Origin of the sequence: Longimicrobium sp. (assembly GCF_036399935.1) — a bacterium.
Classification (GTDB): domain Bacteria; phylum Gemmatimonadota; class Gemmatimonadetes; order Longimicrobiales; family Longimicrobiaceae; genus Longimicrobium.
This window is the reverse complement of the sequence record NZ_DASWMD010000074.1, coordinates 1-25,021: the sequence shown is the minus strand read 5'-3', so window position 1 is coordinate 25,021 and position 25,021 is coordinate 1. Positions and strand designations below refer to the sequence as shown.

Annotated in this window: 23 protein-coding genes; 11 read left to right on the top strand and 12 right to left on the bottom strand. The window is 71.5% G+C overall.

Annotation, left to right across the window (positions count from 1 at the left end; genetic code table 11):
- Positions 1–45: 45 nt before the first annotated feature.
- The 6 genes from idi to VGB24_RS21950 are packed head-to-tail and all read right to left on the bottom strand — an operon-like array spanning position 46 to position 5,683.
- Positions 46–570: an isopentenyl-diphosphate Delta-isomerase gene (idi, locus tag VGB24_RS21975; RefSeq protein ID WP_331075065.1), complete on the bottom strand. Its 525-nt coding sequence runs from the start codon at positions 568–570 to the stop codon at positions 46–48.
- On the bottom strand, positions 567–1,718 hold the full coding sequence (locus VGB24_RS21970; protein WP_331075064.1) for a glycosyltransferase: 1,152 nt from the start codon (positions 1,716–1,718) through the stop codon (positions 567–569). The genes idi and VGB24_RS21970 overlap by 4 nt, the downstream gene beginning before the upstream one ends.
- Positions 1,697–2,356, bottom strand: coding sequence for a lysophospholipid acyltransferase family protein (locus VGB24_RS21965; protein WP_331075063.1), 660 nt, complete (start codon positions 2,354–2,356; stop codon positions 1,697–1,699). Before VGB24_RS21965 ends, VGB24_RS21970 begins: the two co-directional genes overlap by 22 nt.
- Positions 2,353–2,931 (bottom strand): hypothetical protein, encoded by a 579-nt coding sequence (locus VGB24_RS21960; protein WP_331075062.1) that lies wholly within the window; start codon positions 2,929–2,931, stop codon positions 2,353–2,355. Before VGB24_RS21960 ends, VGB24_RS21965 begins: the two co-directional genes overlap by 4 nt.
- Complete coding sequence (locus VGB24_RS21955; RefSeq protein WP_331075061.1) at positions 2,922–4,832, bottom strand: squalene/phytoene synthase family protein; 1,911 nt, start codon at positions 4,830–4,832, stop codon at positions 2,922–2,924. Before VGB24_RS21955 ends, VGB24_RS21960 begins: the two co-directional genes overlap by 10 nt.
- Positions 4,829–5,683, bottom strand: coding sequence for a carotenoid biosynthesis protein (locus tag VGB24_RS21950; RefSeq protein WP_331075060.1), 855 nt, complete (start codon positions 5,681–5,683; stop codon positions 4,829–4,831). The genes VGB24_RS21955 and VGB24_RS21950 overlap by 4 nt, the downstream gene beginning before the upstream one ends.
- 119 nt (positions 5,684–5,802) lie before the next feature.
- Here VGB24_RS21950 and VGB24_RS21945 point away from each other — a divergent pair, with 119 nt between their 5' ends.
- The 8 genes from VGB24_RS21945 (at position 5,803) to VGB24_RS21910 (ending at position 13,668) form a co-directional block, all read left to right on the top strand.
- Entirely contained in the window at positions 5,803–6,771 is a 969-nt protein-coding gene (locus tag VGB24_RS21945; RefSeq protein ID WP_331075059.1) for a MerR family transcriptional regulator, read from the top strand.
- The gene (locus VGB24_RS21940; protein WP_331075058.1) at positions 6,768–8,255 is read left to right on the top strand and encodes a phytoene desaturase; all 1,488 of its coding nucleotides are present in this window, start codon (positions 6,768–6,770) and stop codon (positions 8,253–8,255) included. The genes VGB24_RS21945 and VGB24_RS21940 overlap by 4 nt, the downstream gene beginning before the upstream one ends.
- Entirely contained in the window at positions 8,252–8,956 is a 705-nt protein-coding gene (locus VGB24_RS21935) for a lycopene cyclase domain-containing protein (protein WP_331075057.1), read from the top strand. The genes VGB24_RS21940 and VGB24_RS21935 overlap by 4 nt, the downstream gene beginning before the upstream one ends.
- Positions 8,953–10,500 carry an NAD(P)/FAD-dependent oxidoreductase gene (locus VGB24_RS21930; RefSeq protein ID WP_331075056.1) on the top strand — a complete coding sequence of 516 codons (1,548 nt, stop codon included), beginning with the start codon at positions 8,953–8,955 and terminating at the stop codon, positions 10,498–10,500. Before VGB24_RS21935 ends, VGB24_RS21930 begins: the two co-directional genes overlap by 4 nt.
- A gap of 741 nt (positions 10,501–11,241) precedes the next feature.
- Complete coding sequence (locus VGB24_RS21925; RefSeq protein WP_331023854.1) at positions 11,242–11,589, top strand: hypothetical protein; 348 nt, start codon at positions 11,242–11,244, stop codon at positions 11,587–11,589.
- A gap of 261 nt (positions 11,590–11,850) precedes the next feature.
- The gene (locus VGB24_RS21920) at positions 11,851–12,300 is read left to right on the top strand and encodes a hypothetical protein (RefSeq protein WP_331075055.1); all 450 of its coding nucleotides are present in this window, start codon (positions 11,851–11,853) and stop codon (positions 12,298–12,300) included.
- A gap of 83 nt (positions 12,301–12,383) precedes the next feature.
- Positions 12,384–13,160 (top strand): metallophosphoesterase family protein, encoded by a 777-nt coding sequence (locus tag VGB24_RS21915; protein WP_331075054.1) that lies wholly within the window; start codon positions 12,384–12,386, stop codon positions 13,158–13,160.
- Between the two features lie 31 nt (positions 13,161–13,191).
- Positions 13,192–13,668 carry a DUF4112 domain-containing protein gene (locus VGB24_RS21910; RefSeq protein ID WP_331075053.1) on the top strand — a complete coding sequence of 159 codons (477 nt, stop codon included), beginning with the start codon at positions 13,192–13,194 and terminating at the stop codon, positions 13,666–13,668.
- Positions 13,669–13,745: 77 nt separating this feature from the next.
- Here the strand turns inward: VGB24_RS21910 and VGB24_RS21905 are convergent, their stop codons facing one another.
- On the bottom strand, positions 13,746–14,078 hold the full coding sequence (locus VGB24_RS21905; RefSeq protein ID WP_331075052.1) for a hypothetical protein: 333 nt from the start codon (positions 14,076–14,078) through the stop codon (positions 13,746–13,748).
- 797 nt (positions 14,079–14,875) lie between these two features.
- A complete protein-coding gene (locus tag VGB24_RS21900) occupies positions 14,876–16,279 on the bottom strand; it encodes a S8/S53 family peptidase (RefSeq protein ID WP_331075051.1) in 1,404 nt (467 codons plus the stop codon).
- 322 nt (positions 16,280–16,601) lie between these two features.
- On the opposite strand from VGB24_RS21900, the gene VGB24_RS21895 reads away from it, so the two are divergent.
- On the top strand, positions 16,602–18,845 hold the full coding sequence (locus VGB24_RS21895) for a penicillin acylase family protein (protein WP_331075050.1): 2,244 nt from the start codon (positions 16,602–16,604) through the stop codon (positions 18,843–18,845).
- Positions 18,846–18,899: 54 nt separating this feature from the next.
- Here the strand turns inward: VGB24_RS21895 and VGB24_RS21890 are convergent, their stop codons facing one another.
- The 4 genes from VGB24_RS21890 to VGB24_RS21875 form a co-directional block, all read right to left on the bottom strand.
- Positions 18,900–19,667 (bottom strand): zinc ribbon domain-containing protein, encoded by a 768-nt coding sequence (locus tag VGB24_RS21890; protein WP_331075049.1) that lies wholly within the window; start codon positions 19,665–19,667, stop codon positions 18,900–18,902.
- A gap of 223 nt (positions 19,668–19,890) precedes the next feature.
- The gene (locus tag VGB24_RS21885; protein WP_331075048.1) at positions 19,891–20,910 is read right to left on the bottom strand and encodes a medium chain dehydrogenase/reductase family protein; all 1,020 of its coding nucleotides are present in this window, start codon (positions 20,908–20,910) and stop codon (positions 19,891–19,893) included.
- Positions 20,911–20,947: 37 nt separating this feature from the next.
- Complete coding sequence (locus VGB24_RS21880; RefSeq protein ID WP_331075047.1) at positions 20,948–21,469, bottom strand: flavin reductase family protein; 522 nt, start codon at positions 21,467–21,469, stop codon at positions 20,948–20,950.
- A gap of 123 nt (positions 21,470–21,592) precedes the next feature.
- Positions 21,593–22,264 (bottom strand): glycoside hydrolase family 19 protein, encoded by a 672-nt coding sequence (locus tag VGB24_RS21875; RefSeq protein WP_331075046.1) that lies wholly within the window; start codon positions 22,262–22,264, stop codon positions 21,593–21,595.
- A 192-nt stretch (positions 22,265–22,456) separates the two neighbouring features.
- Here VGB24_RS21875 and VGB24_RS21870 point away from each other — a divergent pair, with 192 nt between their 5' ends.
- Positions 22,457–23,635, top strand: coding sequence for an ATP-binding protein (locus VGB24_RS21870; protein ID WP_331075045.1), 1,179 nt, complete (start codon positions 22,457–22,459; stop codon positions 23,633–23,635).
- A gap of 277 nt (positions 23,636–23,912) precedes the next feature.
- Positions 23,913–24,377, top strand: a complete 465-nt coding sequence (locus VGB24_RS21865) for a hypothetical protein (protein ID WP_331075044.1) — start codon at positions 23,913–23,915, stop codon at positions 24,375–24,377.
- Positions 24,378–25,021 lie beyond the last annotated feature (644 nt).

Below are 25,021 nucleotides of genomic sequence, written 5' to 3'. Positions count from 1 at the left end.
GCCCCGCGACGCGGGGCCGGCCCTCTCCCTTTTTCCCGGAGGCGATCAGTGCCGGACGCCTTCCGCGGCAAGCTCGTCGACCAGCAGAGGAAACCACGCCGTGTAGCGTTCCGGCTCCTCGTCCATGTCGCGGCGGATTTCGTCCAACCGCACCCAGCAGAATGCCTGCACCTCCGCCGGGTTGGGCCGCGGCTCGTCGCCGTCGTACAGGGCCGTGAACACGTGGTCGTACTCGTTCTCCACCAGGCCGCCGTCGAGGTCCGCGTGATAGCGAAGGTGGAACAGGGGCTCCAGCGCGCAGTCGATCCCCATTTCCTCGGCCAGGCGGCGTCTCGCCGCCCTGCGCACGTCCTCGCCCGGGCGGGGATGCCCGCAGCAGGCGTTGGACCACAGCCCCGCCGAGTGGTACTTGCCGGCCGCGCGGCGCTGCAGCAGCATCTCGCCCTTGCGGTTGAAGACGACCACGGAAAAGGCACGGTGAAGCGCGCCCTCGGCGTGGGCGGCCAGCTTTTCGGCCGTCCCGCGCTCCACGTCGCCTTCGTCCACCAGGATCACCCGTTCTTCGCTCACGCCGCGCTCCTCATCCGGGCACCCGGCTCGCCAATCCGCCTTCCCTTCCACTCCATGGTACCCCTTCGCGTTCCCACGTACGACCTGAGCGCGATCGCCGTCAGCAGCATGCTTCCCGCCGGATGGAGCAGCGCGGAGCGGAGGCCGTGGCGAAAGAGCAGCACCCCGCACGCCCGCACCGCCGCCAGCAGCGCCAGCGGCACCAGGGCGCCGCGCACGCCCAGGATGGCGCCCAGCCACGGGTAGATGGCCACGAGGCCGAACACCGCCAGGGCCGCCGCGAAGGTGGCCGGCCGTCCCCCCGCCAGCGCGTAGACGTTCTTGCCGAAGCCGTGGAACAGGGCGGCCGAATCCCGATACATCCTCACGTTCACCAGCGAGTGGGAGACGAGGGGCAGCAGGCGATGCCCCGCCTCCTTCACCCGCCGGCCCAGCGCGACATCCTCCAGGACCGTCTCCCTCACGCCCGCGTGCCCGCCGCATTCGGCGTACGCGGCGCGGGTGAAGGCCAGCCACTGCCCGTTCGCCATCGACAGCGACGGCGCGCGCACCCGGTGGACGAGGGCCAGCGGCAGGAGTGCCAGCACGGGCAGCTGCGCTACCAGCGGCACCACGGCGCTTTCCATCCACCCGTCCAGCCGGTGCCGGGGGATGACCGTCGCGGCCCCGGCGCCCGCGGACTGCATGGCCGCGATCGTCCGGTCCAGCGCGGCGGGCAGGGGAACCACGTCCGCGTCGCAGAACACCAGCACCTCGCCGCCGGCGCCCGCGGCCAGCTGGTGGCAGGCCCACGACTTACCCATCCACCCCGGCGGCGGCGGTCGCCCCTCCAGCAGGCGAAGCCGCGCACCCCGCATCGACGCGTGTTCCTGGACGACGGCCGCCGTGCCATCCTCCGACCCATCGTCCAGCACCAGGATCTCCAGCTTGGAATAGTCCAGCCGGAGCAGCGCGGGGAGCAGGGTGCGCAGGTTGGCTTCCTCGTTCCGCGCAGGCACCAGGATGCTCACCACGGGGCGCGAAGACGGATCGCCCGCCGCCTCCAGCCGCCGCGCGGCCGCAAGATTCCACAGGGCCACCACCAGCATGGCCGCGAGCAGGACGGTGGAGGCCAGCGACACCACCATCATCGCGTCCCCTCCGGCCACGCGTCTCCCGCGTCCTCGCCGTGCTCCGCCAGGAACCCGAGCACGGCATCGATCTCCCTCTCCACCCGCCGCTCCAGTTCCTCCGCCGGCACACGTCCGTCGACACCCTCACCCACGGAGACGAAGAACGTCGGCGCGACGGTGTTCAGTGGCTCGGCGTGGATGCCGACGGGGAGGACGTGGGCGGAGAGGCGCCGCGCGAAGACCTCCACCCCGCGCCGGAAGCCCAGCGGACGGCGGTGCGAGGGCCAGATGCGCCCCTGGGGAAAGAAGACGACCGTGGATTCCGGCCGTTCGCGGAGCCGCGCCCGCAGGAATCCCAGGGCGCGGGAGACGGAGCCCGCCGACGCGGGGTCCACGCCCACGACGCCCATCAGCCGGAAGTACGGAAAGCGCGCCAGCTCCGCGCTCGACATCACCGTGTACATCGGCGCGCCGGGACGGAGCGCGCGCTGCACCTCGCGCAGCACGAAGCCGTCCCACCAGCTCACGTGGTTGGCGGCCAGCAGCAGCGGCCGGTCCGTAGACGGGGGAGGCGCGGCGAAGGAGACGCGCACGGCGTGCACCCGCCGCCGCATCCACGGACGAAAGAACAGCTCGAACGCGGCAACCGCCGGGCGCGAAAAGCGGCTGTTCATCCGCCGGATTCCCCTAACGCCGCCTCCAGCGCCCGCCGCTGCCCCGGCGTCGGCTCCCCGTGCCGCAGGACGAATCGCGTGATGGCGGCGTACAGCTCCGGCGGATACTCCCCGCGCGCGTCCGGGAGCAGCCGCGCCAGGGCCGCGAAGTCTTCGCGCACCGATGCGGTCCGGCCCAGGATGCTCGGCAGATAGTAGCAGCTCATCAGCCGCAGGTAGCGCACCTCGGGGTGGTCCGGGTGCGCTTCGACGACGGCGTCCATTACGGCCAGCCCCTGGCGAAGGTGCCGCAGGCGGGCGGGGGGCCAGCTGCCGTGCTTGGCCCTGAGCGTCGCCAGCGCGCCATCGTACGCCGTCAGCGCCGCATCCAATCCGCTTCCCGCCCGTACCGCGCCCGCCGCGCGCACCTCGCGGAGCGCCCGCATCCCCCGCGCGATGGCCGACTCGTCCTCCACGGCGGAGAGGTACAGCTGGCGGATGCGCTGCAGCGGGTCCTGCCCGTGCGCCGGCGCGGGAACGGCGGAGAGCACGGCCGCGAGCAGCAGCGGGAGGGCGAAACGCTGGATCAGTTCCACGTGCCGGCCTGAAGGGTTCGGCTTCGGCCGAGGCTCGCCGAGCCGCGGGAGGCGCGGAAGAGCTCCCAGAGTGCAGCGAGCGCCAGGCTCACCTTGGCGCTCGCCCGGGTGTGCGCGCGGCGGCGCAGGTTGTCGTGGCCGTTGCGGCGGATTTCGCGATGGATGCCGCGGTACACGTGCGCCGCCACCGCCACGGGGCGGGCGAACGACGGCGGAAGGGAGGGCACCGCCTCCAGCGCGGCCCGGTAGTCGTCCTCCGCTACCGACATCAGCTCCTCCACCAGCGCGCGCCAGGCGGGGGAGATGGTCCCACCCGCGCACATCCGCGCCAGCGCCGGCTCGGTGATGCCGTGCTTCGCCAGCAGGTCCGCGGGCAGGTACATCCGGCCGTTCGCCCGGTCCTCGCCCACGTCGCGCAGAATGTTGGTCAGCTGCATGGCGTGCCCCATCCGCTCCGCGCGCTCCAGCACCACGGCGTCGTCCACCCCCATCAACTGCGTGAGCCACAGGCCGACGGTGGACGCCACGCAAAACGTGTAGCGGCGCAGCTCGGCGAGGGTGGCGTAGCGCTCGCCGCGCAGGTCCATCCGCATCCCCTCCACCAGCGACGCGGCGTGGCGAAAGGGGACGCCGCCCGCGGCCATCTCTCCCATCACGCGGTCCAGCAGCGGCAGCCCCGTGGGATGCCCATCGTAGGCGCGGCGGGAGAGCCCGAGCCAGGCGTCGAGCAGTTCCGCGGGGTCGACCCCGGCTGGCGGATCGTCCACCAGGTCGTCCGTCACCCGGCACCAGGCGTACACCCGCGCCACCCGCCCGGCGTCGTCGGGGGAGAAGAGACGAGAGGCGAAGCGGAACGAGCGGCTTCCCGTCGCCAGGTAGGCGTCCACCGCATCCAGCGCCGGCACGCGTGCACGCAGCGCGACCGCCAGGTCCACCGCGGGAACGGCGGAGGGGACGGCGATCGGGGTCTCGATGACGACAGCCTCGCGCGCCACCGCCTCGCGGGCGCGGGCGATCCAATCATCCACCAGCCCGACCGTCGTCGCGTCGCCCGGCAGGTGGCGGGAAAGCGCTGCGCGAAGCTGCCGGCCCTCCGCCTCCAGCTGCGTCAGCGCGCGGGCCATGGGACGGCCGCGCGCGGTGGAGCGGTGAAGCGCCCGCGCCGCGTGGCCCGGCTCGCCGCCGAAGCGAAGGTCCGGCGCCTGGCCGAGAATCCAGGTCCACCGCCCCTGCGCGTAGTCGCCCAGGGGCGGCTTTCCCGTGTCGGTCTGCGGACAGTAGTCCAGCAGGTCGTCCAGCATCTGGTACAGCAGCCCCAGCCGGCGGCCCAGCTCGAACACCTCTCCCGCATCCGCGCGCCCCTCCAGCACCGCCGCCGACGCCAGGGCGCACCCCAGCAGCTCGCCCGCCTTGCCCAGGGCGATCTCGTCGTAGGCGGCGCGGGTGAGCACCTGCCCTGCCCCGCGCCCCTGCGCGGCTTCGGCGGCCACGGTGCGCTCCACCGCTCGGGCGAAGAGCGTCACGAATTCCAGGCTGCCGGTGCGCGCCGCGGCCCGGTAGGCGGCGGTCAGCAGGTGGTCGCCCTGCACCAGCGCGCAGGCCACGCCCCGCGACGTCGCCAGCGTCGGCTGGCCGCGGCGGACCGCCGCCTGGTCGATGACGTCGTCGTGCAGCAGCGACGCTTCGTGCGCCAGCTGCACGGCGAGCACGGCGTCCCAGAACCCGGCCGGCGGCTCGCCGCGCACGCCGGCGAAGGCCACCACGGGCCTCAGCAGCTGCCCTGCGGCGTCCGTCCCGGGCAGCCCCTGCGCACCCGCGGCGGCGGACGCGGCCAGGAGTCCTTCGCGCACCCGCGGCAGCAGCTCCCGCACGGGCTCGGCGATCACGGTCGGCGCGCTCATGCGGTCGCCCTCACCATGCTCGCGTGCGCCTGCCCGCTGCGGCCCAGCGCCCGCGCGACCAGGGCCGCACCGGCCAGCGCGGCGGCGGTGGCGGCCACGGCGCCCCACATCCCCGCCGCGGCGCTCATCCCCACGGGGAGCAGGAGGTTGGCGCCGTAGAACGCCAGCATCCACCGCGTGGGCACCCGGGCCACCCACGCGTCCGACCGCAGCGCCGCCAGCGCGGCCATCAATCCCAATCCGGTGACGTACCAGCCGAACAGGTTCAGCCAGGGCATTCCGTAGTACGCGCCCGGCTGGCCCCACACCCAGTACGCGGTCGCGTGGCTCATGGCCGGGTCCAGCGCCAGGTCCCAGCTCAGCAGGATCAGCGACGCCACCAGGACCCGGGCGACCGGACGCTCCGGCAGCGCCGCGCGCGCCGCCGCGTACGAGGGCAGCGCCATGAAAAACCAGCTGAGCGGAATGACGATGGGCACCGCGCCGAACCACCGCGCCCCCAGCGCCTCGGTGTAGTGGTACTCGCCGAAGGGAATGCCCGCGCCGGTGCCCAGCAGCTCGCTGCACAGGCTCAGCAGGTAGAGCGCACAGAAAGCCGGCACCCAGCGCCTCCCGGCGTACAGCGACAGCACCGCGGCCAGGACGGCCCAGGCAAGGTAGATCTGCGCCTGCGCAAAGAACTGGAAGGAGATGCCGTAGAAGCGGGCGAACTGGGGATAGCGGGCAAGGAGCCCGGGGTGCAGCCCGAAGGTGGCGTAGCCGAACAGGGCGAACGCCGTGAACGCGTACAGCAGCATCAGCCCCGCGCCGGGCAGGCGGGCCGATAAGGATGGGGCGGATGAGCTGCGCATTCGGGATTTCCCTGCGGCTGATGTCACGCCGTGCTCGTCCGGCCTGGGACGGCCGTGAGCGTCGCAGGGACGATACAAGGTTTGTATAAGGCTTGTCAAGCTTCTGTTCATAGCATAGCTTGACCGTACTTCGACAGGGAGTGCAGATGCAGGCGTCCGAAACGCTGCCGCGGTACCCCATCCGCGTCGCGGCCCGTATGACCCGGCTTTCGCCCCACGTGCTGCGCGCCTGGGAGCGCCGATACGACGTGGTGCAGCCCGGGCGCGACGCCGCGGGAGGCCGCCTGTACTCCGAGGCCGACATCGCGCGGCTCCGCCAATTGCGCCTGGCCACCGAGGCGGGGCACGGCATCAGCCAGGCGGCCGCGCTGTCCGTCGGCGAGCTGGCGGCGCTGGTGGGGGACGACGACGTGCCCCGCGCGGCGCAGGGCCGGCCGCGCGCCGGGGCCGGCGTCTTCGTCTCTTCGGCGCTCGACGCGGTGGAGGCGATGGACGCGCCGCGCCTGTACGCCACGCTGATGGGTGCCGCCGTCGCACTGCCCTCGCACGAGTTCACGGACGAGGTGGTGGTTCCCCTGCTGCACCGCGTGGGCGACCGGTGGGCGCAGGGCCGCATCACCCCGGCGCACGAGCACGTGCTTTCCGCGCAGGTGGGCCGCGTGCTGGGCTGGCTGGCGGAGTCGCTTCCCGTGCCGCGCGGCGCCCCGGACGCCGTAGCCGTGGCGCCCCGCGGCCACCGGCACGAGTTCGGCGCGCTGCTGGCCGCCGTGGCGGCGGCGCAGGAGGGGTGGCGCGTCACCTACCTGGGCGCCGACCTCCCCGCGGCCGACATCGCCACCGCCGTCCAGGTGCGCGGCGCCCGCGTGGTGCTGCTGAGCGCGGTGCTGGAAGATGATGCGGATGCGCTCCATACGGAAGTACGCGAAATACGCGCCGCCGTGGCAGAGGGCGTCACTCTTTTCGTGGGCGGGCCCGGCGCCCAGGCGGCAGCCGTGCCCCTGCGGCGCGCCGGCGCCGTGCCGCTGCGCGACCTGGACGAGCTGCGCACGGCGTTGAACGACCTTCATCCTGGTGGGGCAGAGGCATGAGCGGCAGCCGCGCGGTGGTCATCGGCAGCGGGTTCGGGGGATTGGCGGCGGCGGTGCGGCTGCGCGCCCGGGGCTACGGGGTCACCCTCCTGGAGGCGCTGGACCAGCCCGGCGGCCGGGCGCGCGTCTTTCGGCAGGACGGCTTCACCTGGGACGCCGGACCCACGGTGATCACCGCGCCCTATCTGCTGGAAGAGCTGTTCGCGCTTGCCGGCCGCGACATGGCGGATTACGTGAAGCTGGTGCCCGTGGACCCCTTCTACCGCATCCTGTATCCCGACGGCAGCACCTTCGACTACGTGGGCGACGAGGAGCGGCTGATCGCGCAGATCCGCGCCATGAGCCCGCGCGACGTGGACGGGTATCGAAAGCTGGCTGCCCACGCCGAGCGCATCTTCGACGTGGGCTACACACAGTTGGCCGACCAGCCGTTCGACCGCGTGTCGGACATGGCGCGGGTGATCCCGCAGATGATCCGCCTGGGCAGCCATCGCAGCGTCTACGGGATGGTCTCGCGCTACATCCACGACGAGCGGCTGCGGCAGGCGCTCACCTTCGAGCCCCTGCTGGTGGGCGGCAACCCGTTCAGCACCACCTCCATCTACCTGCTGATCCACTGGCTGGAGCGAAAGTGGGGTGTGCACTTCGCCATGGGCGGCACCACCAGCATCGTGGCCGGGCTGGTGAAGCTGCTGGGGGAGATGGACGTGGACGTGCGGATGAGCTCGCCGGTGGAGGAGATCGAGGTGTCCGGCGGGCGTGCCGTAGCCGTGAGGACGGCGGATGGAGAGCGCTTCGCCGCCGACGTCGTCGTCGCCAACGCCGATCCGTCGCGCGTCTACGGCCAGATGATCGGCAAGGCGCACCGGCGGCGGCACACGGACCGGTCGCTGCGCCGCCGCAGGCAGTCGATGAGCCTGTTCGTGGCCTACTTCGGCAGCCGCAAGCAGTTTCCGGAGCTGGCGCACCACACCATCGTCCTGGGCGACCGCTACAAGCCGCTGCTGGACGACATCTTCACCCGGCGCGTGCTGGCCGACGACTTCTCCCTCTATCTGCACGCGCCGACGCGGACGGACCCGTCGCTGGCGCCGGAGGGGAAGGAGGGCTTCTACGTCCTGTCCCCCGTGCCCAACACCCGCGCGGGGATCGACTGGAGCCGCGAAGCGCAGCCGTACTGGGAGCGCATCCGCGCGTCGCTGGAAAAGCGCCTCCTCCCCGGCCTGGGTGAGAGCCCGGTAAAGCCGTTCTTTCTGACCCCGCACGACTTCGAGCACACGCTGCGGTCCGAGGACGGCGCGGCGTTCGGGCTGGAGCCCATCCTCACCCAGTCGGCGTACTTCCGCTACCACAACCGGTCCGAGGACGTGGGTGGGCTGTACTTCGTGGGCGCGGGAACGCACCCGGGCGGCGGCGTTCCCGGCGTGCTCTGCTCGGCGCGGGTGCTGGACCGCGTGGTCCCCGCTCCCCGGCGCGCCGCGTGAGCTACCTCGCCTTTCTGCTGGTGTTCATCGTCCCGCCCCTGCTCGTCCTCGCGTGGACGCAGCGGCGGCGCCTGCGCGGCATCCATCCGCAGGCGGGGCGGTTCCTGGTGCTGATGGCGCTGATCGCGCTCGTCTACACCACGCCGTGGGACAACTACCTGATCTGGCGCGGCGTGTGGAACTACGGAAGCGACCGCGTGGTGGGCACCATCGGCTACGTGCCGGTGGAGGAGTACCTGTTCTTTCTCCTGCAGCCGCTGCTGACGGGGCTCTGGCTGTGCTCCCTGCTCCCCACGGTTCCGTCGATGGCGGGCAACGTCAGCCGGTGGACGGGCGCGCTGGTGTACGCCGCCGCGGCGCTCGCGGGCGGGCTGCTGTTGACGCTCGAGAAGGGCACCTACCTGGGGTTGATCCTGGCCTGGGCGGCGCCGGTGCTGGCCCTGCAGTGGGCGTACGCCGGGCGCGAGATCTGGGCGCGGCGCCGCGTCTTCGCATTCGCCGTCGGCATCCCCACGCTGTACCTGTGGATGGCGGACGCCGTGGCCATCCATCTCGAAATCTGGCGCATCAGCCCGGCGCACACGCTGGGGCCCTCGCTGGGCGTGCTGCCGCTGGAAGAAGCGGTCTTCTTCCTGGTGACCAACCTGCTGGTGGTGCAGGGGATGATCCTCTTTCTCCACCCACCCGCGAGGGCCGCGTGAGGGGCGGGCACGACTACGACGTCATCGTGGTCGGCGCCGGGCACAACGGGCTGATCACGGCCGCGTACCTGGCGCAGACCGGCTACCGCGTGGGCGTGTTCGAGAAGCGTTCGATCGTCGGCGGGGCGGTGGCCACGGAGGAGATCGTTCCCGGCTACCGCTTCGACCTGGGCGGCAGCGCGCACATCCTCATCCGCCTGACGCCCGTCGTGGAGGAGCTGGGGCTGGAGCGCTTCGGGCTGGAGTACCTGGAGCTGGACCCGCTCTTCTTCGCCCCGTTCGAAGACGGCGACTCGCTGTTCATCCACCGCGACGCCGACCGCACGGCCCAGGAGCTGGAGCAAAAGTACCCGGGCGAGGGCGATGCGTACCGCCGCCTGATGGACGACTGGCGCCCCTTCGCGCGGCTGGTGAAGGACGCCTTCCTGGAGGTGCCCAGCCCCTTCCAGCTGGGGAAGCGCTTCCTGTTCAACCGCGCCTTCGGCCGTGACTGGCAGCGCGCGCTGCGCACCATCCTTCGCCCGTACGGCGAGGTGGTAGACGAGTACTTTCGCGAGGAAAAGGTGAAGGCGCCGCTGGTGTGGATGGCCGCGCAGTCCGGCCCGCCGCCCACGGAGCCGCTGACGGCGCCCTTTCTCCTGTGGCAGCCGCTCTACCACGAGGGCGGCATCGCCCGGCCGCGCGGGGGATCGGGGGTGCTCACGCAGGCGCTGGCCCGGCACGTGGAGGCGCACGGCGGCCACGTTCACACGGGCGCGGGCGTGGACGAGATCCTCGTCGATGACGGACGGGCCGTGGGGATCCGGGTGCGCGGCCAGCCGTACACCGCGCGTGCCGTGGTGTCGGGAACGCACGCGGTAGAAACGTTCGGCCGGCTGCTGCCGCCGGAGCACCGGCCGCCCGCCGCGCGCGGGATGCAGGTGGGGAACGGATTCGGCGCGGTGCTGCGGCTGGCGCTGGACTCGCCGGTGGAGTACGCGGCGCACCCGGGGCGCGAGGCCAGGGTGGGGCTCCAACTGCTGTGCCGCGACCGCCAGCAGATCCTTTCGGCGTACGGCGACTACCTGCGCCGCGAGCCCACGCGCGACCCGCCCATCGTGGCGATGACCTTCAGCGCGGTCGACGATTCGCTCGCGCCGCCCGGGGGCGAGGTGCTGTGGCTGTGGGCGCAGTACTACCCGTACGAGCTGGCCGGCGGCGTCAGCTGGGACGACATCGGCGAGCGCGTGGCGGGCGGCATCCTGGACACCTTCGAGAAGTACGCGCCGGGCACGCGCGCCAAGGTGGTGGGCAGCCTGTTTCAGCATCCGCTCTGGCTGGAGCGGGAGCTGGGGCTGGTGCGGGGAAACGTGATGCACCTGGAGATGAGCGTCACGCAGATGTTCGCGCTGCGCCCGTTCGGCGGGATGGCGCAGTACCGGGGGCCACTGCGCGGGATGTACCTGACCGGGGCCAGCACGCACCCGGGCGGCGGGATCATGGGCGCCTCGGGCCGCAACGCCGCGCGCGTGGTGCTGCGGGATCTGGAAAAGCGAAAGGTGTGATCCAGCCCTCCGCCGGGAACTGCCGAGCCCGTCGAAGCGCCCGTGTCATCCCGATGGAGCGGCCCCGGCGAACCTGCCCGTACACCGAAGACAGCAGCGACTGAGGGATCCGCCACACAGCGCGGATGACGCTCCGACGCTGCGGAAACACCCTGGCCAGTGGGGTTTGGGTCCGTCTCGACCGGCTGCCGGCGCATGCCGCGGGAGGCCCCTCCCCCGGCCCCTCCCCGCATGCTGCGCATGCGGAGAGGGGAGAATTCGATTGCGCTCCGCAGGTGCGGTGTGCGTGCTGGTGAAGCCCCGAACAGGACGCGCCAGCGGCCTGTGTCGGGGCTTTCCGCTCTTCCAGCGGCGGGTTCACCCGCTCCAACGGAGCGGCGGCCGCCACTCTGCACCGAGCCACGATCGTGAACCGGAAGGCGCATGCAGTTCTCCCCCTCCCCTGCGGAGCGGGGGACGGGGGCCGGGGGGAGGGGCTCCCAAGGCATTCACCGACACCCTGTCGAACCCGGACCGAAGTTCCCCCCTCTCCGCACAGCAGTACCGTGCGGGGAGGGGCCGGGGGTGGGGCGCCGTTGGCGGCAACCGTGTGCCGCCTGCTTCACGGCACTTGACCCGGCCGGGACAGGACTTTACGCTGTGTTCCGCCGCGCCGAACACGGCCCGGCACCAAACCTGGCGGCCCAGGCGCGGACGCCGCGCGAGAGCGCCAACCCAACCGTGAAGAGAGACGTAACCGGGATGAGCAATTCGAAGGTGGAAGAGCGGTTCGATTCGCTGGTGGCCGAGGTGCACGACTGGGTGGAGTCGGCGGTGGCGCTGGACGAAGGCCACTTTCCCACGGAGCTGGTCAGCGACTTCAAGGACCTTCTCGACGAGCTGAAGGCGTTCCTGGACGACGAGGAATCCGTCGACTACAAGCGGAGCGAGGTCCTGGAAATCTTCGTGACGCCCGAGATGGCCGAGGTCATGCGCCGCTTCCCGCGCGTGCGCCGCCTGCTGGAAAGCGCCTGGGGGAGCGGGCTGACCGAGCGCATCGAGGAAGAAGCCTCGGGCTTCGAGTCCGACGACGAAGAAGACGACGACTGAGCACGCCGCGCGGTGGGCGGGGCTCGCCCGGCCCCGCTCCAGCCGCACATTCTCCGCTCCTTCGGACGCAATCGGGATCGCCTGCCACGGCGTTATCCGCCACGTGTGGTACGGAGTTGATCGCGATGGCGTCACGGGGCAGGGTCTCGCCTTGCGCTGGGGGGACCGCGCTTCTACAATCCCCAGTGTCCGAAAACGCTTAGTGGACAAAATGGTCGCAAGACCGGCGCCCCCGTCAGCTATGACGAAGAGTGGCGCTCGGTGCGACTCGAAGAGCTGCGCAGCTTCATGCGCGAGCTCGTACTCGAGTCGTCCCTGCGTCCCGCGGCCAAGCGCGTGGGCCTGGGGCACGAGGCGCTGCGCAAGTTCATCATCGGCGAAACCGACCGCCCGCATGAGCGCAGCCGCCGGGCCATGGGCCAGCTGTACCTGGAGCGGAAGCGGCTTTCGGTGGCCGAGGGCGAGGCTGCGCCCAGCGCGGGGCAGCTGAAGCTGCTCCTGCCGCGCGGGCTGGAAAAGGCCAGCGCCGAGATCAGCGCCGTCTTCGAGGTCTTCCGGGGGATGTCGCGCCCGCCCGCGCTGGCGGCAGACCTGGAACGCTGGCTTCTGCGGCGCCTGCAGGCCGAGTACGCCCGGGAAGTGCCCTACCCCACGGCCAGCCGCAGGCGCCGCGAAAAGGCACCGCCTGACGAAGCCGCCCCCAAGAAGTGAGTCCGCCCGCCCTCGTTCGCGACGGCGGGCGTTCTTTTTGAGGAGGGGGCGATCAGGGCCGTCCGTTCCTTTGGATTCTGCCGATGCGCATCTACGCGATTTCCGACCTTCACACCGACTTCCGAGAAAACCGCGAGGCGCTCGAGCGCGCGGTGGGGCACGGCCACCGGGGCGACGCGCTGATCGTTGCCGGCGACGTGGCGGATTCCGAGGCGGTGCTGCGCGACACGCTGGAGCTGCTGGTTTCGCGCTTCGCCGAGGTGTTCTTCGTTCCGGGCAACCACGAACTGTGGGTGCGGGGCGAGGAGCGCACCTCGGTAGACAAGTTCCAGGCGGTGCTGCGGGTGTGCAGCCAGGTGGGGGTGCGCACGCGGCCGGCGCGGGTGGGCGGCGCCTGGGTGGTGCCGCTGTTCTCGTGGTACGACGCCTCGTTCGACGTGCGCGGCGAGGGCGTGCAGGCCGAGCTGGAGGCGTGGTCGGACCTGTACTTCTGCCGCTGGCCGGACGACGTGGAGCGGGTGGACCAGTTCTTCCTGGCCATGAACGAGCCGCACGTGCGCGAGTACGACGCCCCGGCGATCACCTTTTCGCACTTTGTTCCCCGGCCGGAGCTGCTGCCCGGCGTCCACTCGCTGAGCTTCAAGGGCCTGCCGCTGGTGGCCGGGTCGCTGGGCATCGACGAGCAGGTGCGGCGCGCCGGCGCGGCGGTGCACGTCTTCGGGCACTCGCACATTGCCCGTGACGAGGTGATCGAGGGCGTGCGCTACGTGCAGAACTACTTCCGCCGCGCCGAGGTCGCCGCCGGCACCAGCCCCTTCCAGCTGGTGTGGGACGGAGAAATGCATCCGCTCTCCTCCTGACCCCCATCTCACCCCCTTTCCACGGCCCGCCATGGACGCACCGAACCCCGCCCGCCAGACCGCCCTGCGCCGCCTGGACGCGCTGAGCCACCTGCTCGACAACTCCATCCGGGTGCCCGGAACGCAGGCGCGCTTCGGGCTCGACGCGGTGATCGGGCTGATCCCCGGCTTCGGCGACGCGGCGGGCGCCGTGGTTTCGGCCTACGTGGTGGTGCAGGCGGCGCGGCTGGGCGCATCGGTCCCCACGCTGATCCGCATGCTGCTGAACATGGGGGTAGAGGCGGTGGCGGGCGCGGTGCCCGTGCTGGGAGACCTGTTCGACGCGGCGTTCAAGGCCAACGCGCGCAACGTGGCGCTGCTGCGCCGCGAGATGGACCTTCCGGGCAGCACGCGCCGCTCCAGCAAGGGCGTGGTCAGCGCGGTGATCGTCGCCCTGGTCGTGATCCTGGGCGGCATCGGCATCCTGGCGTACCTGGCCGCGCGGGCGGTCTGGAACGTGATTACCTGAGCCGAAAAGAAAGCTTCGCACGGAGGAGGAACGACGGAGTCCTCCGCCGTTCCTCCGTGTGAGACCAGCAGTTGCGATCAGCTGAGGCCGCCGCCTGACGCCGGGTCTTCGCGCGGAGCCGGGCGCGCGCTGCCCGAGGTTTCCGGCATGGGATCGCTGCGGTCGCCCGGCCGGTTTTCCATTCCGCCGGAGCGGCTGCCGTTCAGGATGTTCTCGCGGCCTGCTTGCCCCGGCCCGTCGAACGCCTCGCGCGTGGTGATCTGCCCGCCGTCTTCCCGCTCGCGCTCCATCACCGGCCCGCCGCGCAGCCCCTCGTTCTCGCTGTTCTCCGCTCCCTGCGTGGGCGCCGCGTCCAGGCCGCGCTCCACGCGGCCGGGGTTCACGTCGCTCTGGGCTTCACGATCCTGCATCTGCGCCTCCCGTCAGGATTTCCGTCATCCGCCTGGGGCCGCCGACCGTCGCAAGCCACGGGCCGGAGGGGGTGGTTCCGGCGCATGCCGACGGGGCCCCCATCCCCAGCCCTTTCCCCGCGAACGGCGCGGGGGAAGGGAGTCTGTCATCCAGAGGCCCAGGCGCACTCAACCAGCCCCGAGCACATCCTGCGCGGGCCGAAGGATCTAGCCGAGGACACCTTGTAGCCGGGGCGCGGCAGCGGGCACCGTACCCAAGGCCGCGGCGCATTCCTCCTCCGGGATCGCGACAGCGGGGTGCCCCCCGCGGCGGGTGAACCCGCGGCTGGGACCGCGGAAAGCCCCGGCTCGGGCCGCTGCCGCGTCCCGCCCGGGGCTTCACCTGCATGCACGCCGAAGCTCCGGACGCGCGTCTGTCATCCCGATGGAGCGGCCCCGGAGAACCCTCCGCCTCACGGCAGACGGCAGCGACTGAGGGATCCGCCACACACTCTGCAGAAACGCGCCACGCCCGCGGAAACACAAAGCCGACGAGGCTGGGGTGCGCTTCCACGCGCTATCGCTGCACGCCGCGGCAGCCCCCGCTCCCCTGCCCTCTCCCCCGCTTCGCATCGATCGCGCGCCGGCAGGTGCGGTACGCGTGAAGGTGAAGCCCCGAACAGGATGCGCAAGCGGCCTGTGTCGGGGCTTTCCGCCTTTCCAGCGGCGGGTTTACCCGCTCAAGGAACCTGATGGTAGCGCGGAATCCGACGTCATGGGGCGGCCCTGGAGCACCAATGCCCCGGAGCCTCCATTCATCAGTACCCGCGAACCGCCTTGAGCGCGTTGACCAGGCCGTACCCCTGCTCGGAGTGGCGGCTGGGGTAGAAGGCACCGCTCTGCTGGATGCGCGCGCGCACCTGGTCGCGCGTCAGCGTGGGGGTGCGCGACCAGACCAGCGCGGCGATGGAGCCCACGACGGCCGTGGCGTTGGAACTGCCGCCCATCCCCACGACGTCGCCCGTGTACTGGCCGGTGCTGGGCACGTCCAGGTAGGCCGTGATCTCCACGTCGGCGCCGCGGTGGATGCCGCAGGGCACCCCGCCGCCGGGGTAGGTGATCCCCGTGACCGCCATCACCTCGGGCATGTCGGCGGGGAAGACGACGTTGCTGTCCAGGATCCCGTCGCCGCACCCGGAAGTGCCCGCCGCGCCCAGGAACAGGATGGGGCGGTTGTAGTGCCAGTACTCGATCTCGTCCGACACCTGCCACCACCAGTTCAGGCTCTCCCACGCCATCACGATCACGCGCGAGCCGTTGGAGGCGGCGATGCGCACGGCCTCGGCCGCGTCGGCGCTGCTGACGGCCGCCACGCCGCTGGCCTGGCGAACGCTGATCAGGTTGGCCTTGTAGGCGATGCCGCCCACGCTGCGCCCGTCCCACGGCGCGGCGATGATGCCGGCCATGCGCGTGCCGTGGCCGCACCCGTCGTACACGCTGGACTGCGAGGCCACCTTCATGAATCGGATGGTGCGCCCGGTGCTGGAGCCCGAGGCGAAGGTGCTGGTGAACTGCCCCTGCCCCGACGAGAGGCCCGTGTCGATCAGGCCGATGGTCATCCCCGCCCCGGCGCTCAGGCTCCAGGCGGAAGGGATGTTCATCCCCGTGAACTTCTGCGAGTAGATGTCGCTGGTCGACGTGTACTGCCGGTCGCCCGTCCATGCGCTGCCGTACCCGCAGCCGCCCGTCCCCGCGAAGGCGTGCAGATCGCCCGCCACCAGCACCGGCTCCACGTAGTCCACCATCGGAAGCTTGCGGATGGCGGCCAGCGCGCCCGCGTCGCTCACCCGCACCTGCACGCGCGGGAGGAGGTCGTCGGCCTGGATCAGCTGCACGCCGCGCTGCGCCAGCACGGCGGCGCTGCCCTGCGTCCACGTGGCACGGTCTACCAGCACCTTGCCCTGCCACACGCCGCGCGCGCCGCCGGGAGCCTTGAGCCCCACCATCACGCGCCCGCCGCCCTCCTGCACCGCCGTCCACAGCTGGGCGTCGCTCAGCTCGATGAACGTGCCGCCGCGCTGCTCCTGGCGCGTGGGCACCGGCTGGCCGTCGCGGGCCAGGTCGGGCTGCACGTCGGGCGCAACGGGCTGACCGGCATCGGAGCAGGCCGCCAGGGCGGCGAGGGCGGTGGCGAGCACCGCGGGGGTGAAGCGGTTGCGCATGGGGCGTCCTCACGGGAATGGTGAAAACGGCGAACTCGCCCGTGAAGCCGGGCGGCTCGGTACAGCGGCATGTCTGTGGGGATAGGAGCCTCAAATGATAGCGAAACGAAGCATGGCGCGCAAGGAATGCGACATCGCGTACCAACGAGGAACAGGGGCCGCGGCGGTTGGGAATTTGCGGGCGCCGGCCGGTTCAGAACCCGACCCGGGCGGATTGCCCGCCGCGTCTTGCGGCGCGGCTCCGCGCCGTCGCAGGTTCCGGGGACCGGCGGGCGGCAGACCGTGCACCCGGACGGCCGCCCCTCCCCGAACGAATGCGCCCATGAACCGCCTCCTGACGTCCCCCGCCCGGCACGTGCTCGCGCTCCTCGTGCTGAGCGCGTGCGCCGCCCCTGCCCCGCGCGCGCCGGCGCCCGCATCCGCCGCGCACGCCGGCGGCGACCTGGCGCGGTGGCAGGCGCGCGCGCAGGCCGTCACCATCACGCGCGACGACTGGGGGATCGCGCACGTGCGCGGGCGCACCGACGCCGACGCGGTGTTCGGGATGATGTACGCCCAGGCGGAGGACGACTTCAACCGGGTGGAGCGCAACTACCTGGTGTCGCTGGGGCGGCTGGCCGAGGCGGAAGGGGAGGCCGCGGTGTGGCAGGACGTGCGGCAGCGTCTCTTCATCGACCACGACACGCTGCGGGCCCAGTACGCCGCGAGCCCGGCGTGGCTGCGGTCGCTGATGGACGCGTGGGCGGACGGGCTCAACTTCTACCTGCACACGCACCCCCAGGTGACGCCGCGCGCCATCCGCCGGTTCGAGCCGTGGATGGCGCTGTCGTTCAGCGAGGGGAGCATCGGAGCCGACATCGAGCGGGTGTCGCTGCGCGACCTGGCCGCCTTCTACGGCACCCGGCAGGTGGCCGCCCGGCAGCCCGTGCCGGACACCGGCGCCTTCAAGGAGCAGGGCGGCTCCAACGGCATCGCCATCGCCCCGCCGAACACGGCGAACGGGCGCGCGCTCCTCCTGATCAACCCGCACACCTCGTTCTTCTTTCGCGCCGAGCTGCACGCCACCAGCGACGAGGGGCTGAACGCGTACGGGGCCGCCACCTGGGGGCAGTTCTTCATCTACCAGGGCTTCAACGACCGGCTGGGGTGGATGCACACCACCAGCGGGGTGGACGCCGTCGACGAGTTCCTGGAAACGGTGGCGGAGCGCGGTGGCCGCCACGTCTACCGCTACGGCGCCGAGGAGCGGCCGGTGACCACGGACACAGTCACCGTGTCCGTCCGCGGCGCGGACGGGGCGATGGGGCGGCGGAGCTTGGCGGTGTTCCGAACGCACCATGGGCCGGTGGTGCGCGAGCAGGACGGCCGCTGGGTGGCGGTGGCGATGATGAACACCCCGGTGGAGGCGCTCAGCCAGAGCTACCTGCGCACCAGGGCCCGCACACTGGCGGAGTTCCGCCGCGCGCTGGAGCTGCGCGCCAACTCGTCGAACGCCACCGTGTACGCGGACGCGGACGGGAACATCGCCTACTTCCACCCGCAGTTCATCCCTCGCCGCGACGACCGCTTCGACTACACGCGGCCGGTGGACGGAAGCGACCCGGCCACCGACTGGCGCGGACTGCATGCCCTGGACGAGGCGCCCGGCGTGGTGAACCCCGCCACCGGGTGGATCCAGAACACCAACAACACGCCGTACTCCGTTTCCGGGGAGAGCTCACCCCGCCCCGAGCGCTTCGCCCGCTACATGGACACCTACGGCGAGAACGCACGCGGCCTGCACGCCCTGCAGCTGCTGCGCGGCCGGCGGGGGTGGACGCTGCAGGGGCTGATCGACGCGGCGTACGACCCGCACATGCCCGGTTTCGACCTGGTGCTGCCGCCGCTCCTGCGCGCGTACGATGCCCTCCCGGCGGGGGACCCCCGCCGGGCGCGGCTCGCCGAGCCGGTGGCCGCGCTGCGCGGGTGGGACCGCCGCTGGGACGCGGCTTCCGTCCCCACTTCGCTCGCCATCTTCTACGGGACAAGGCTGTGGGGGGAGCACGGCGGCCGGGCGCCCGGCGTGGCGGAGCGCGGCCCCACGGCGACGACGCTGCACTGGGCCGCGGCGACCCTGACCCCGGAGCAGCACCTGGAGGCGCTCGTCTTCGCGGTGGAGCGGCTGGAGCGGGAGTTCGGCAGCTGGCGCACGCCGTGGGGGGAGATCAACCGCTTCCAGCGGATCACGGGGGACGTGGTGCACCCCTTCAGCGACGCGGGCCCCAGCATCCCGGTGGGGTTCACCCACGGGCACTGGGGCTCGCTCGCCTCCTTCGCCGCGGCACCGCGCAACGGCAGCCGGCGGTGGTACGGCACCAGCGGCAACAGCTTCGTCGCCGCGGTGGAGTTCGGGCGCGACTCGGTGCGGGCGCGGGCCGTAACGGCCGGCGGCGAGAGCGGTGACCCCCGCTCCCGCCACTTCAACGACCAGGCGGAGCGCTACGCGGCCGGCCGCCTGCGCGACGTGTACTTCTACCCCGGGCAGCTGCGCGGGCACACGGAGCGCGTGTACCGCCCGGGGCAGTGACCGCGCCGGGTCTCCCCCTCTCCGCACGCTGTTTGAGCGGGGAGGGGCGCCGGCCTACTGCGCGCTGAGCCGTTCCGCCTCGGCGCGCATGCTGGGGAGCGCCTGCTGATGGTCGCGGTACTCGGGAAGGTCGCGCGACACCTCGCCGCCGTACGCATCCAGGAACCGCTTGTAGAACGCGCGCGACGCCGCGGCGTTCCCGCCCATCGCCTCCGCGCGCCCGGCCGCGAACAGGCCGAACAGGTGCTTGGGGTCCACCGCAAGGATGGCATCGGCCTGCGCCTTGACCGCCGCCGCGTCGCCCTGCACGCGATACAGCTCCGACAGGTGATAGCGCACGTCGTTGTCCTGCGGCACCTGCCCGTACGCCTGCACCGCCATCGGCGCGAACTGGCGCGCCTGGGTCGTGTCGCCGCTGGCTTCGGCGCTCAGCACCCGGTTGAACAGCCGGTCCGCGGCCTCGCGCGGCGTCATGCTGGAAAGGTCCACGGACGACGGATCGCCCGCGGGGGCGCCGCTCTGCGCGAACGGGCCCGCCGGCACCGCGGCGGCCGGCTGTGCGGCAGGCTCGGCGCCGGGGCGGAACACCAGCACGAGGGCCAGCGCGGCCACGGACACGCCCGCGAGCGCCCAGGGAACCATCGCCTTGCGCGACCGGGCGGCGGTGGGCGCGGCGATCGCGACGCCGCAGTCGTTGCAGAAGCGGGCGCCCAGGGGCAGCGGGTTCTGGCACTCGCGGCAGGTGGCGTTCAGCGCCACTCCGCAATCGGGGCAAAAACGTCCTGCGGACGCGGTGCCGCAGGACGGGCAGGTTGTGCTCATGGGCTCCACACGGGCCGGAAACGACGAAACGAACCAACGGGACGGAATCCCGCAAATCTACGGCGCGCAGCAACCTCGCTCAACCCTCGAGGAAGTGCGTGAGTGCGTGAGTGCGTTAGTGCGGGAGTGAACGGCGAACGCACCACGAGCCGGGGGCCATCCCAGGGGACCCGGCTCCTTTCATTTCGCACTTCCGCACTTCCGCACTTCCGCACTTCCGCACTCACGCACTCCCCAGGAGCACCTTCCCGAAGTTCTTCCGGTCCTGGATCCATGCGTGCGCATCCGCCGCCTGCTCCAGGGGAAACACGCGGTCCACGACGGGATCGAAGGTGCCGTCCTGCACCAGTTCCATGATCTCGGACTGCATGCGTTTCAGCAGGTCCACACGCTTCCACAGGTGCCCCAGGTTCACCCCGTGAACGCCGCGGTTCTTGTTCATCATGGGGATGGGGCTGAAGCGCGGCATCTTCCACAGCCCGCGCACGGCGGCGGGGATGCTGCGGCGCTTGCCCGGGGCAAAGCTCGACACGCCGAAGACGTACAGCCGCCCCAGGTGCGCGAGGGAGCGATAGCTCTTGGCGAACGACTCGCCTCCCACGGCGTCCAGCGCGATGTCGACGCCGCTGCCGCCCGTGATGCGCTTGACCTCGGCCTCGAAGTCCTGCGTGCGGTAGTCGATGCAGTGCGCCACGCCCATCTCCCGCAGGCGCTCGTGCTTGCCCGCGCTCGCCGTGCCGATCACCTCCGCGCCCCGCCAGCGGCAGATCTGCACGGCGGCCTGGCCAACTCCACCCGCCACGGCCTGCACCAGCACGCGGTCGCCCTCGCGCACGCAGCCCAGGTGCACCAGCATGATCCACGCGGTCAGGTAGTTCACGGGGATGGCCGCCGCCTTCTGGAACGAGAGCGTGCCGGGCAGGGGCGACACCTGCATCGGCGGCACGCACACCACGTCCGCGTACCCGCCGAACCGGGTGAGCGCGCCCACGCGGTCGCCCTCGCGGAATCCCTCGACGTCCTTGCCCACACGGTCGATCACCCCCGCCACCTCGTAGCCGACGACGGTGGGGAGCGGCGGCGCGTCGGGGTACAATCCCATGCGCGCCAGCACGTCGGCGAAGTTCACGCCCGACGCCTGAACGCGAATGCGCACCTCGCCAGCCGCGGGCTCCGGGTCCGGCGCCTCGCGCACCTGCAGCACCTCCGGCCCGCCGCGCCGGGTGATCCACACCTGTCTCACGTCCGCCTCCCTGTCCCGTCCGCTCGATGAACCCGCGTCAGCGCAGCGCGCGGTACTCCCGCGCGAAGTGGACCAGCGGCGCGGCCTCGGCACCGATCTCCACCCGCTCCACCTGCCCGATGACGATCTGGTGGTCGCCCCCGGGATACGTCTCCCACAGCCTGCAGACCAGCGACACCAGCGCGCCCTCCAGCACGGGGTCGCCCGACGCGGGCAGGCGCGACGGGTCCGGCGGCACCCGCAGCGCCACGTCCGAGGCCAGCCGCCGGTCTCCTTCCGCCAGCAGGTTGAGGACGAAGCGGCGCTGCTCGTGGATCGTCGGCAGGATGGCCGCGTGGTTCCCGATGCACACCAGCACCAGCGGAGGGTCCACCGAAAGCGACGTCACCGCGCTGGCGGTGATCGCCTCGACGTCGTCGCCGTCCGAAGCAGCCAGGACGGCGACGCCGCTGGCCCACAGCGACATCGCTTCGCGAAAGTCCTCGGTCCGGACGCCGTCGGCGACCTCGTCATCGCCTGCGTGCGTGCGGATGCTGGCCTGGATGGGTCGGCGGCTCATCGCGATCTCCTGTTCGGCGTCGGCTCCAATCCCTGCAAGATGCACGGCGGCCCGGCTCCGCGCACGGGGAGCCGGGCCGACGACGTGTTGCGGAGCCGACGAGAATCGTCGCGCCGCCGGAGGTTACAGGTTCGGCAGGCGGGTGGCCGGGGCGATGCCGGGCGACGGCATCATGGGCGCGACGGGCTGGGGCGGGGCCGGGATGCCGGGCACGGCGGCGACGGCCGAGCCACGCAGGATGGCTTCCAGCTTCTGCGCGTACCCCGCGATGCGCTCCGCCTGGTCCAGCCCGTTGATGATCTTGCGGGCCTGCACGTAGTCGCAGGCGCCGTCGTGGATGTAGTCCGCCAGCTTTCTGCCCGTGAACGAGCCCTTCCGCATGCCCAGCGACATGATTTCGTACGCCACCTCGGCGTCCAGCGCCAGATGAGGCTCGTACAGCAGCCGGTTCTTCAGCGCGGCGCCCATCGCGCGGTAGTTGTAGTCCCAGGTCAGCTGCACGTAGCCGCGGCCGTAGTACACGTTGTTGTACTCCTTGCCGGCCGCGTCGGTGACGGTGACGGGCTGGCCGTACTTGCGGCCCTTGCCCCTGCCGTACTCCTCGATGGGCCGCCAGGTGCCGGCGCACTCGTGCTTTACGGTGGCGAACATGTACGCCAGCCAGCGGATGTCGGTGATGTCGCCGTCTCGCTCGGCGGCGGCGAGCAGCGCATTCAGGCCGTCCTTCTGGCTCTGCTTCAGCGCGCCGAACGCGCTGGTGTACGCGTCGAAGAACTTCGTGCGGTCGAATCTCATGGGAGCACTCCAGCGGAAGGACGGATCGGAGAGGGTGCCGGCGGGGGGACGAAAAGCCGGCATCGAAAGGTAATCACAAGGCGCCGTTCCCGCCACGAGCGGCACGGTATCCATCCCAGGCGAACTCCTTGCACCCGCCACTGACGCACTAACGCACTCACGCACTCACGCACTCACGCACTTCCCCCAAGCATGTCCAACAACCCCCTGCGCGACCTGATCTTCGGCCCCGACCGGGCGGCCCTGGCCAGCGCCAGCACGCCGCGGCGCTCCTTCGCCGACGTGGTGCTGCCCCCGTCCACGCGGCGGGCGCTGGACAACGCGCTGGTGCAGATCCAGAAGCACGACCTGATCTTCGGCGAGTGGGGGCTCGGCGAGAGGCACGAAAGCGGGCTGGGGCTGGCCTTCAACTTCGCCGGGCCGCCGGGAACGGGAAAGACGATCTGCGCCGAGGCGATCGCGCATGCGCTGGGCAAGCGTCTGCTGGTGGTTCGCTACAACGAGCTGGAAAGCCAGTGGGCCGGTGCGACGGCCAAGAACGTGGCCGCCGTGTTCGCCAGCGCCCAGGAGGAAAATGCCGTGCTCTTCTTCGACGAGGCCGACGCCATCGCCGGGCGCCGCTTCACGTCGATGGACCAGGGCTACCAGCGCGAGGCCAACGCGGTGGTGAACGTGCTGCTGCGCGAGCTCGAGGAATTTCCCGGCGTGGTGATCTTCGCCACCAACCTGGCCGCCAACTTCGACCCCGCGTTCGAGCGGCGCATCCGCACCCACATCCTCTTCGAGCAGCCCGGGCCGGAGGAGCGCGAAAAGATCTGGAAGGTGCAGATCCATGCGCGCAAGACGCCCCTGGCCGCCGACGTGGACTTCGCCGCCCTGGCCCAGCGCTACCCGCTGACGGGCGGCGACATCAAGAACGCCGTGCTCAAGGCCGCGCAGATGGCCATCGCGGAGCCTGGCCCCGACGCGGAGAAGCGGATCGCGCAGCGCCACTTCGAGGGCGCCGTGGACGACGTGCTGGCCTCCAGGCGGGTGATGGACCAGTCGCTGTTCGGCGAGTCGGCGCTGGCGGGAATGGCCGGGCTGGCGGGGAGCGGCGGGATGGATGACGAGGTCTCCGCGCTGTCGACACGGCTGGTGGAGGTGGAGGACACCGTCACGCCCCTGTCCGAGACGCTGCGGCGGATGGAAAAGGCGCAGGCCCGCTCCCGCGAAGACGCCGAGCGGCTCCGCGAGGATGTGCAGCGCATCGCCGAAACCGCCGCGCGCGCCGGGGCGCAGGCGGCCGAGCGGCAGGCGAGGACCGCCCTCGTGGTGTCCGTAGCGGCAGCCGTGGGATCGGCGCTGGCGCTTCTCGCGGCACTGCTGTGAAGGTGCGCGCCGTGCTTTTCTGAATCAATTTCCGCCACAGGCGTTACACCCCCGTAACACCTGTGGCGCATTGCGCGCGGTCCGAATGGGCGCGCTACGCCTGCACTTCTGGCGTGAACAAGAGTTTATCGCGCCGCGTCTACTTTGTATAAGTTGCGGGATCGCGCTTTCAGGTTCTTGCCGGGACCAAAAACCGGCACTAATCTGTAGAGTGTAATCCAAGACGAAGCAAACAAAGTGCACGAGGCACAAGGCCCTCCCGCCCGGGGAGGGTCCTATGACCGAGCGTGTCGCCGATCCGTCCATCGACCGGATCCGTGAGCACGTGCGCGGCCAGGTTGCGCGCACGTCGCTGCGCAAGGTTGCCAAACGTGCGGGCGTGAAGGTGGGCGCCACCAAGAAGTTCATCGACGGCTCCGTTCCGTACGAACGCAACCTGCGCCTGTGGAAGAAGTACTACGCGCGGGAGCTGCGGGCGGGCGTGGCCGGGCAGCCGGACGACGCGCTTCCGGGGCGCGACGCCAGGGCCGTGATGGAGCTTCTGCTCTGGGGTTTTCCCGAAGACGAGCGGGCCGGCGCCACGCGCGAAGCCGTGGACCTGTTCCGCGACTTCTACCAGTCGCACCGCCACACGCCGCCGCGATGGGTGCTGGTGCTGAGGGGAGAGGCCGCCGACGCGCCCGACCCCGACGCCGAGCCAGAGGGTGACGCGGACGGCGACGACGAGGGCGAAGAAGAGTAGCACGTCCGATCGATGACGAAGGGCTCCCGCGCGCAGGTGCACGGGAGCCTTTTTTCGTTTGCGGGAGGGCCGGGCGTCGATCGACGGAAGCCACGGCGATCCAGGGGCGGGTGAACCAGGCGGAACCGGCCAAGCGCCAGCCCCGATCCAGGGGCGGGTGAACCCGCGGCTGGAACGGCGGTAAGCCCCGACTCGGGCCGCTGTCGCGTCCCGCTCGGGGCTTCAACCACACGCCTGAGACAACCCCGAGCCGTCCGAAACCATGGACGCGCACGACAGCCGACGGGCCACGATGTCATCCCGATGGAGCGGCCCCGGCGAACCTGCCCGTACACCGATGACGGCAGCGACTGAGGGATCCACCACACAGCGCGGATGACGCTCGATCCTCGCGGAAACTCCTTGGCCACGAGCGGGGGTGCTCTTCGACTGGCTGCCCGTGCACGCCTCGGCAGCCCCCTCTCCCCGGCCCTCTCCCCAGTTTCGCAGGGGAAAGGGAGAATTCGATCGCGCTCCGGCCGATGGGGCGCACAATGTCATCCCGATGGAGCGGCCCCGGCGAACCTGCCCGTACACCGATGACGGCAGCGACTGAGGGATCCGCCACACAGTGCGGATGACGCTCGATCCTCGCGGAAACTCCT

What these genes read in the sequence shown, in the direction of transcription:
- VGB24_RS21900 (WP_331075051.1), bottom strand. Translation starts at nt 16,279, where the DNA reads ATGCGCAACCGCTTCACCCCCGCGGTGCTCGCCACCGCCCTCGCCGCC.
- VGB24_RS21880 (WP_331075047.1), bottom strand. Translation starts at nt 21,469, where the DNA reads ATGAGCCGCCGACCCATCCAGGCCAGCATCCGCACGCACGCAGGCGAT.
- VGB24_RS21910 (WP_331075053.1), top strand. Translation starts at nt 13,192, where the DNA reads ATGGACGCACCGAACCCCGCCCGCCAGACCGCCCTGCGCCGCCTGGAC.
- VGB24_RS21940 (WP_331075058.1), top strand. Translation starts at nt 6,768, where the DNA reads ATGAGCGGCAGCCGCGCGGTGGTCATCGGCAGCGGGTTCGGGGGATTG.
- VGB24_RS21965 (WP_331075063.1), bottom strand. Translation starts at nt 2,356, where the DNA reads ATGAACAGCCGCTTTTCGCGCCCGGCGGTTGCCGCGTTCGAGCTGTTC.
- VGB24_RS21915 (WP_331075054.1), top strand. Translation starts at nt 12,384, where the DNA reads ATGCGCATCTACGCGATTTCCGACCTTCACACCGACTTCCGAGAAAAC.
- VGB24_RS21905 (WP_331075052.1), bottom strand. Translation starts at nt 14,078, where the DNA reads ATGCAGGATCGTGAAGCCCAGAGCGACGTGAACCCCGGCCGCGTGGAG.
- VGB24_RS21955 (WP_331075061.1), bottom strand. Translation starts at nt 4,832, where the DNA reads ATGAGCGCGCCGACCGTGATCGCCGAGCCCGTGCGGGAGCTGCTGCCG.
- VGB24_RS21865 (WP_331075044.1), top strand. Translation starts at nt 23,913, where the DNA reads ATGACCGAGCGTGTCGCCGATCCGTCCATCGACCGGATCCGTGAGCAC.
- VGB24_RS21890 (WP_331075049.1), bottom strand. Translation starts at nt 19,667, where the DNA reads ATGAGCACAACCTGCCCGTCCTGCGGCACCGCGTCCGCAGGACGTTTT.
- VGB24_RS21950 (WP_331075060.1), bottom strand. Translation starts at nt 5,683, where the DNA reads ATGCGCAGCTCATCCGCCCCATCCTTATCGGCCCGCCTGCCCGGCGCG.
- VGB24_RS21925 (WP_331023854.1), top strand. Translation starts at nt 11,242, where the DNA reads ATGAGCAATTCGAAGGTGGAAGAGCGGTTCGATTCGCTGGTGGCCGAG.
- VGB24_RS21875 (WP_331075046.1), bottom strand. Translation starts at nt 22,264, where the DNA reads ATGAGATTCGACCGCACGAAGTTCTTCGACGCGTACACCAGCGCGTTC.
- VGB24_RS21895 (WP_331075050.1), top strand. Translation starts at nt 16,602, where the DNA reads ATGAACCGCCTCCTGACGTCCCCCGCCCGGCACGTGCTCGCGCTCCTC.
- VGB24_RS21870 (WP_331075045.1), top strand. Translation starts at nt 22,457, where the DNA reads ATGTCCAACAACCCCCTGCGCGACCTGATCTTCGGCCCCGACCGGGCG.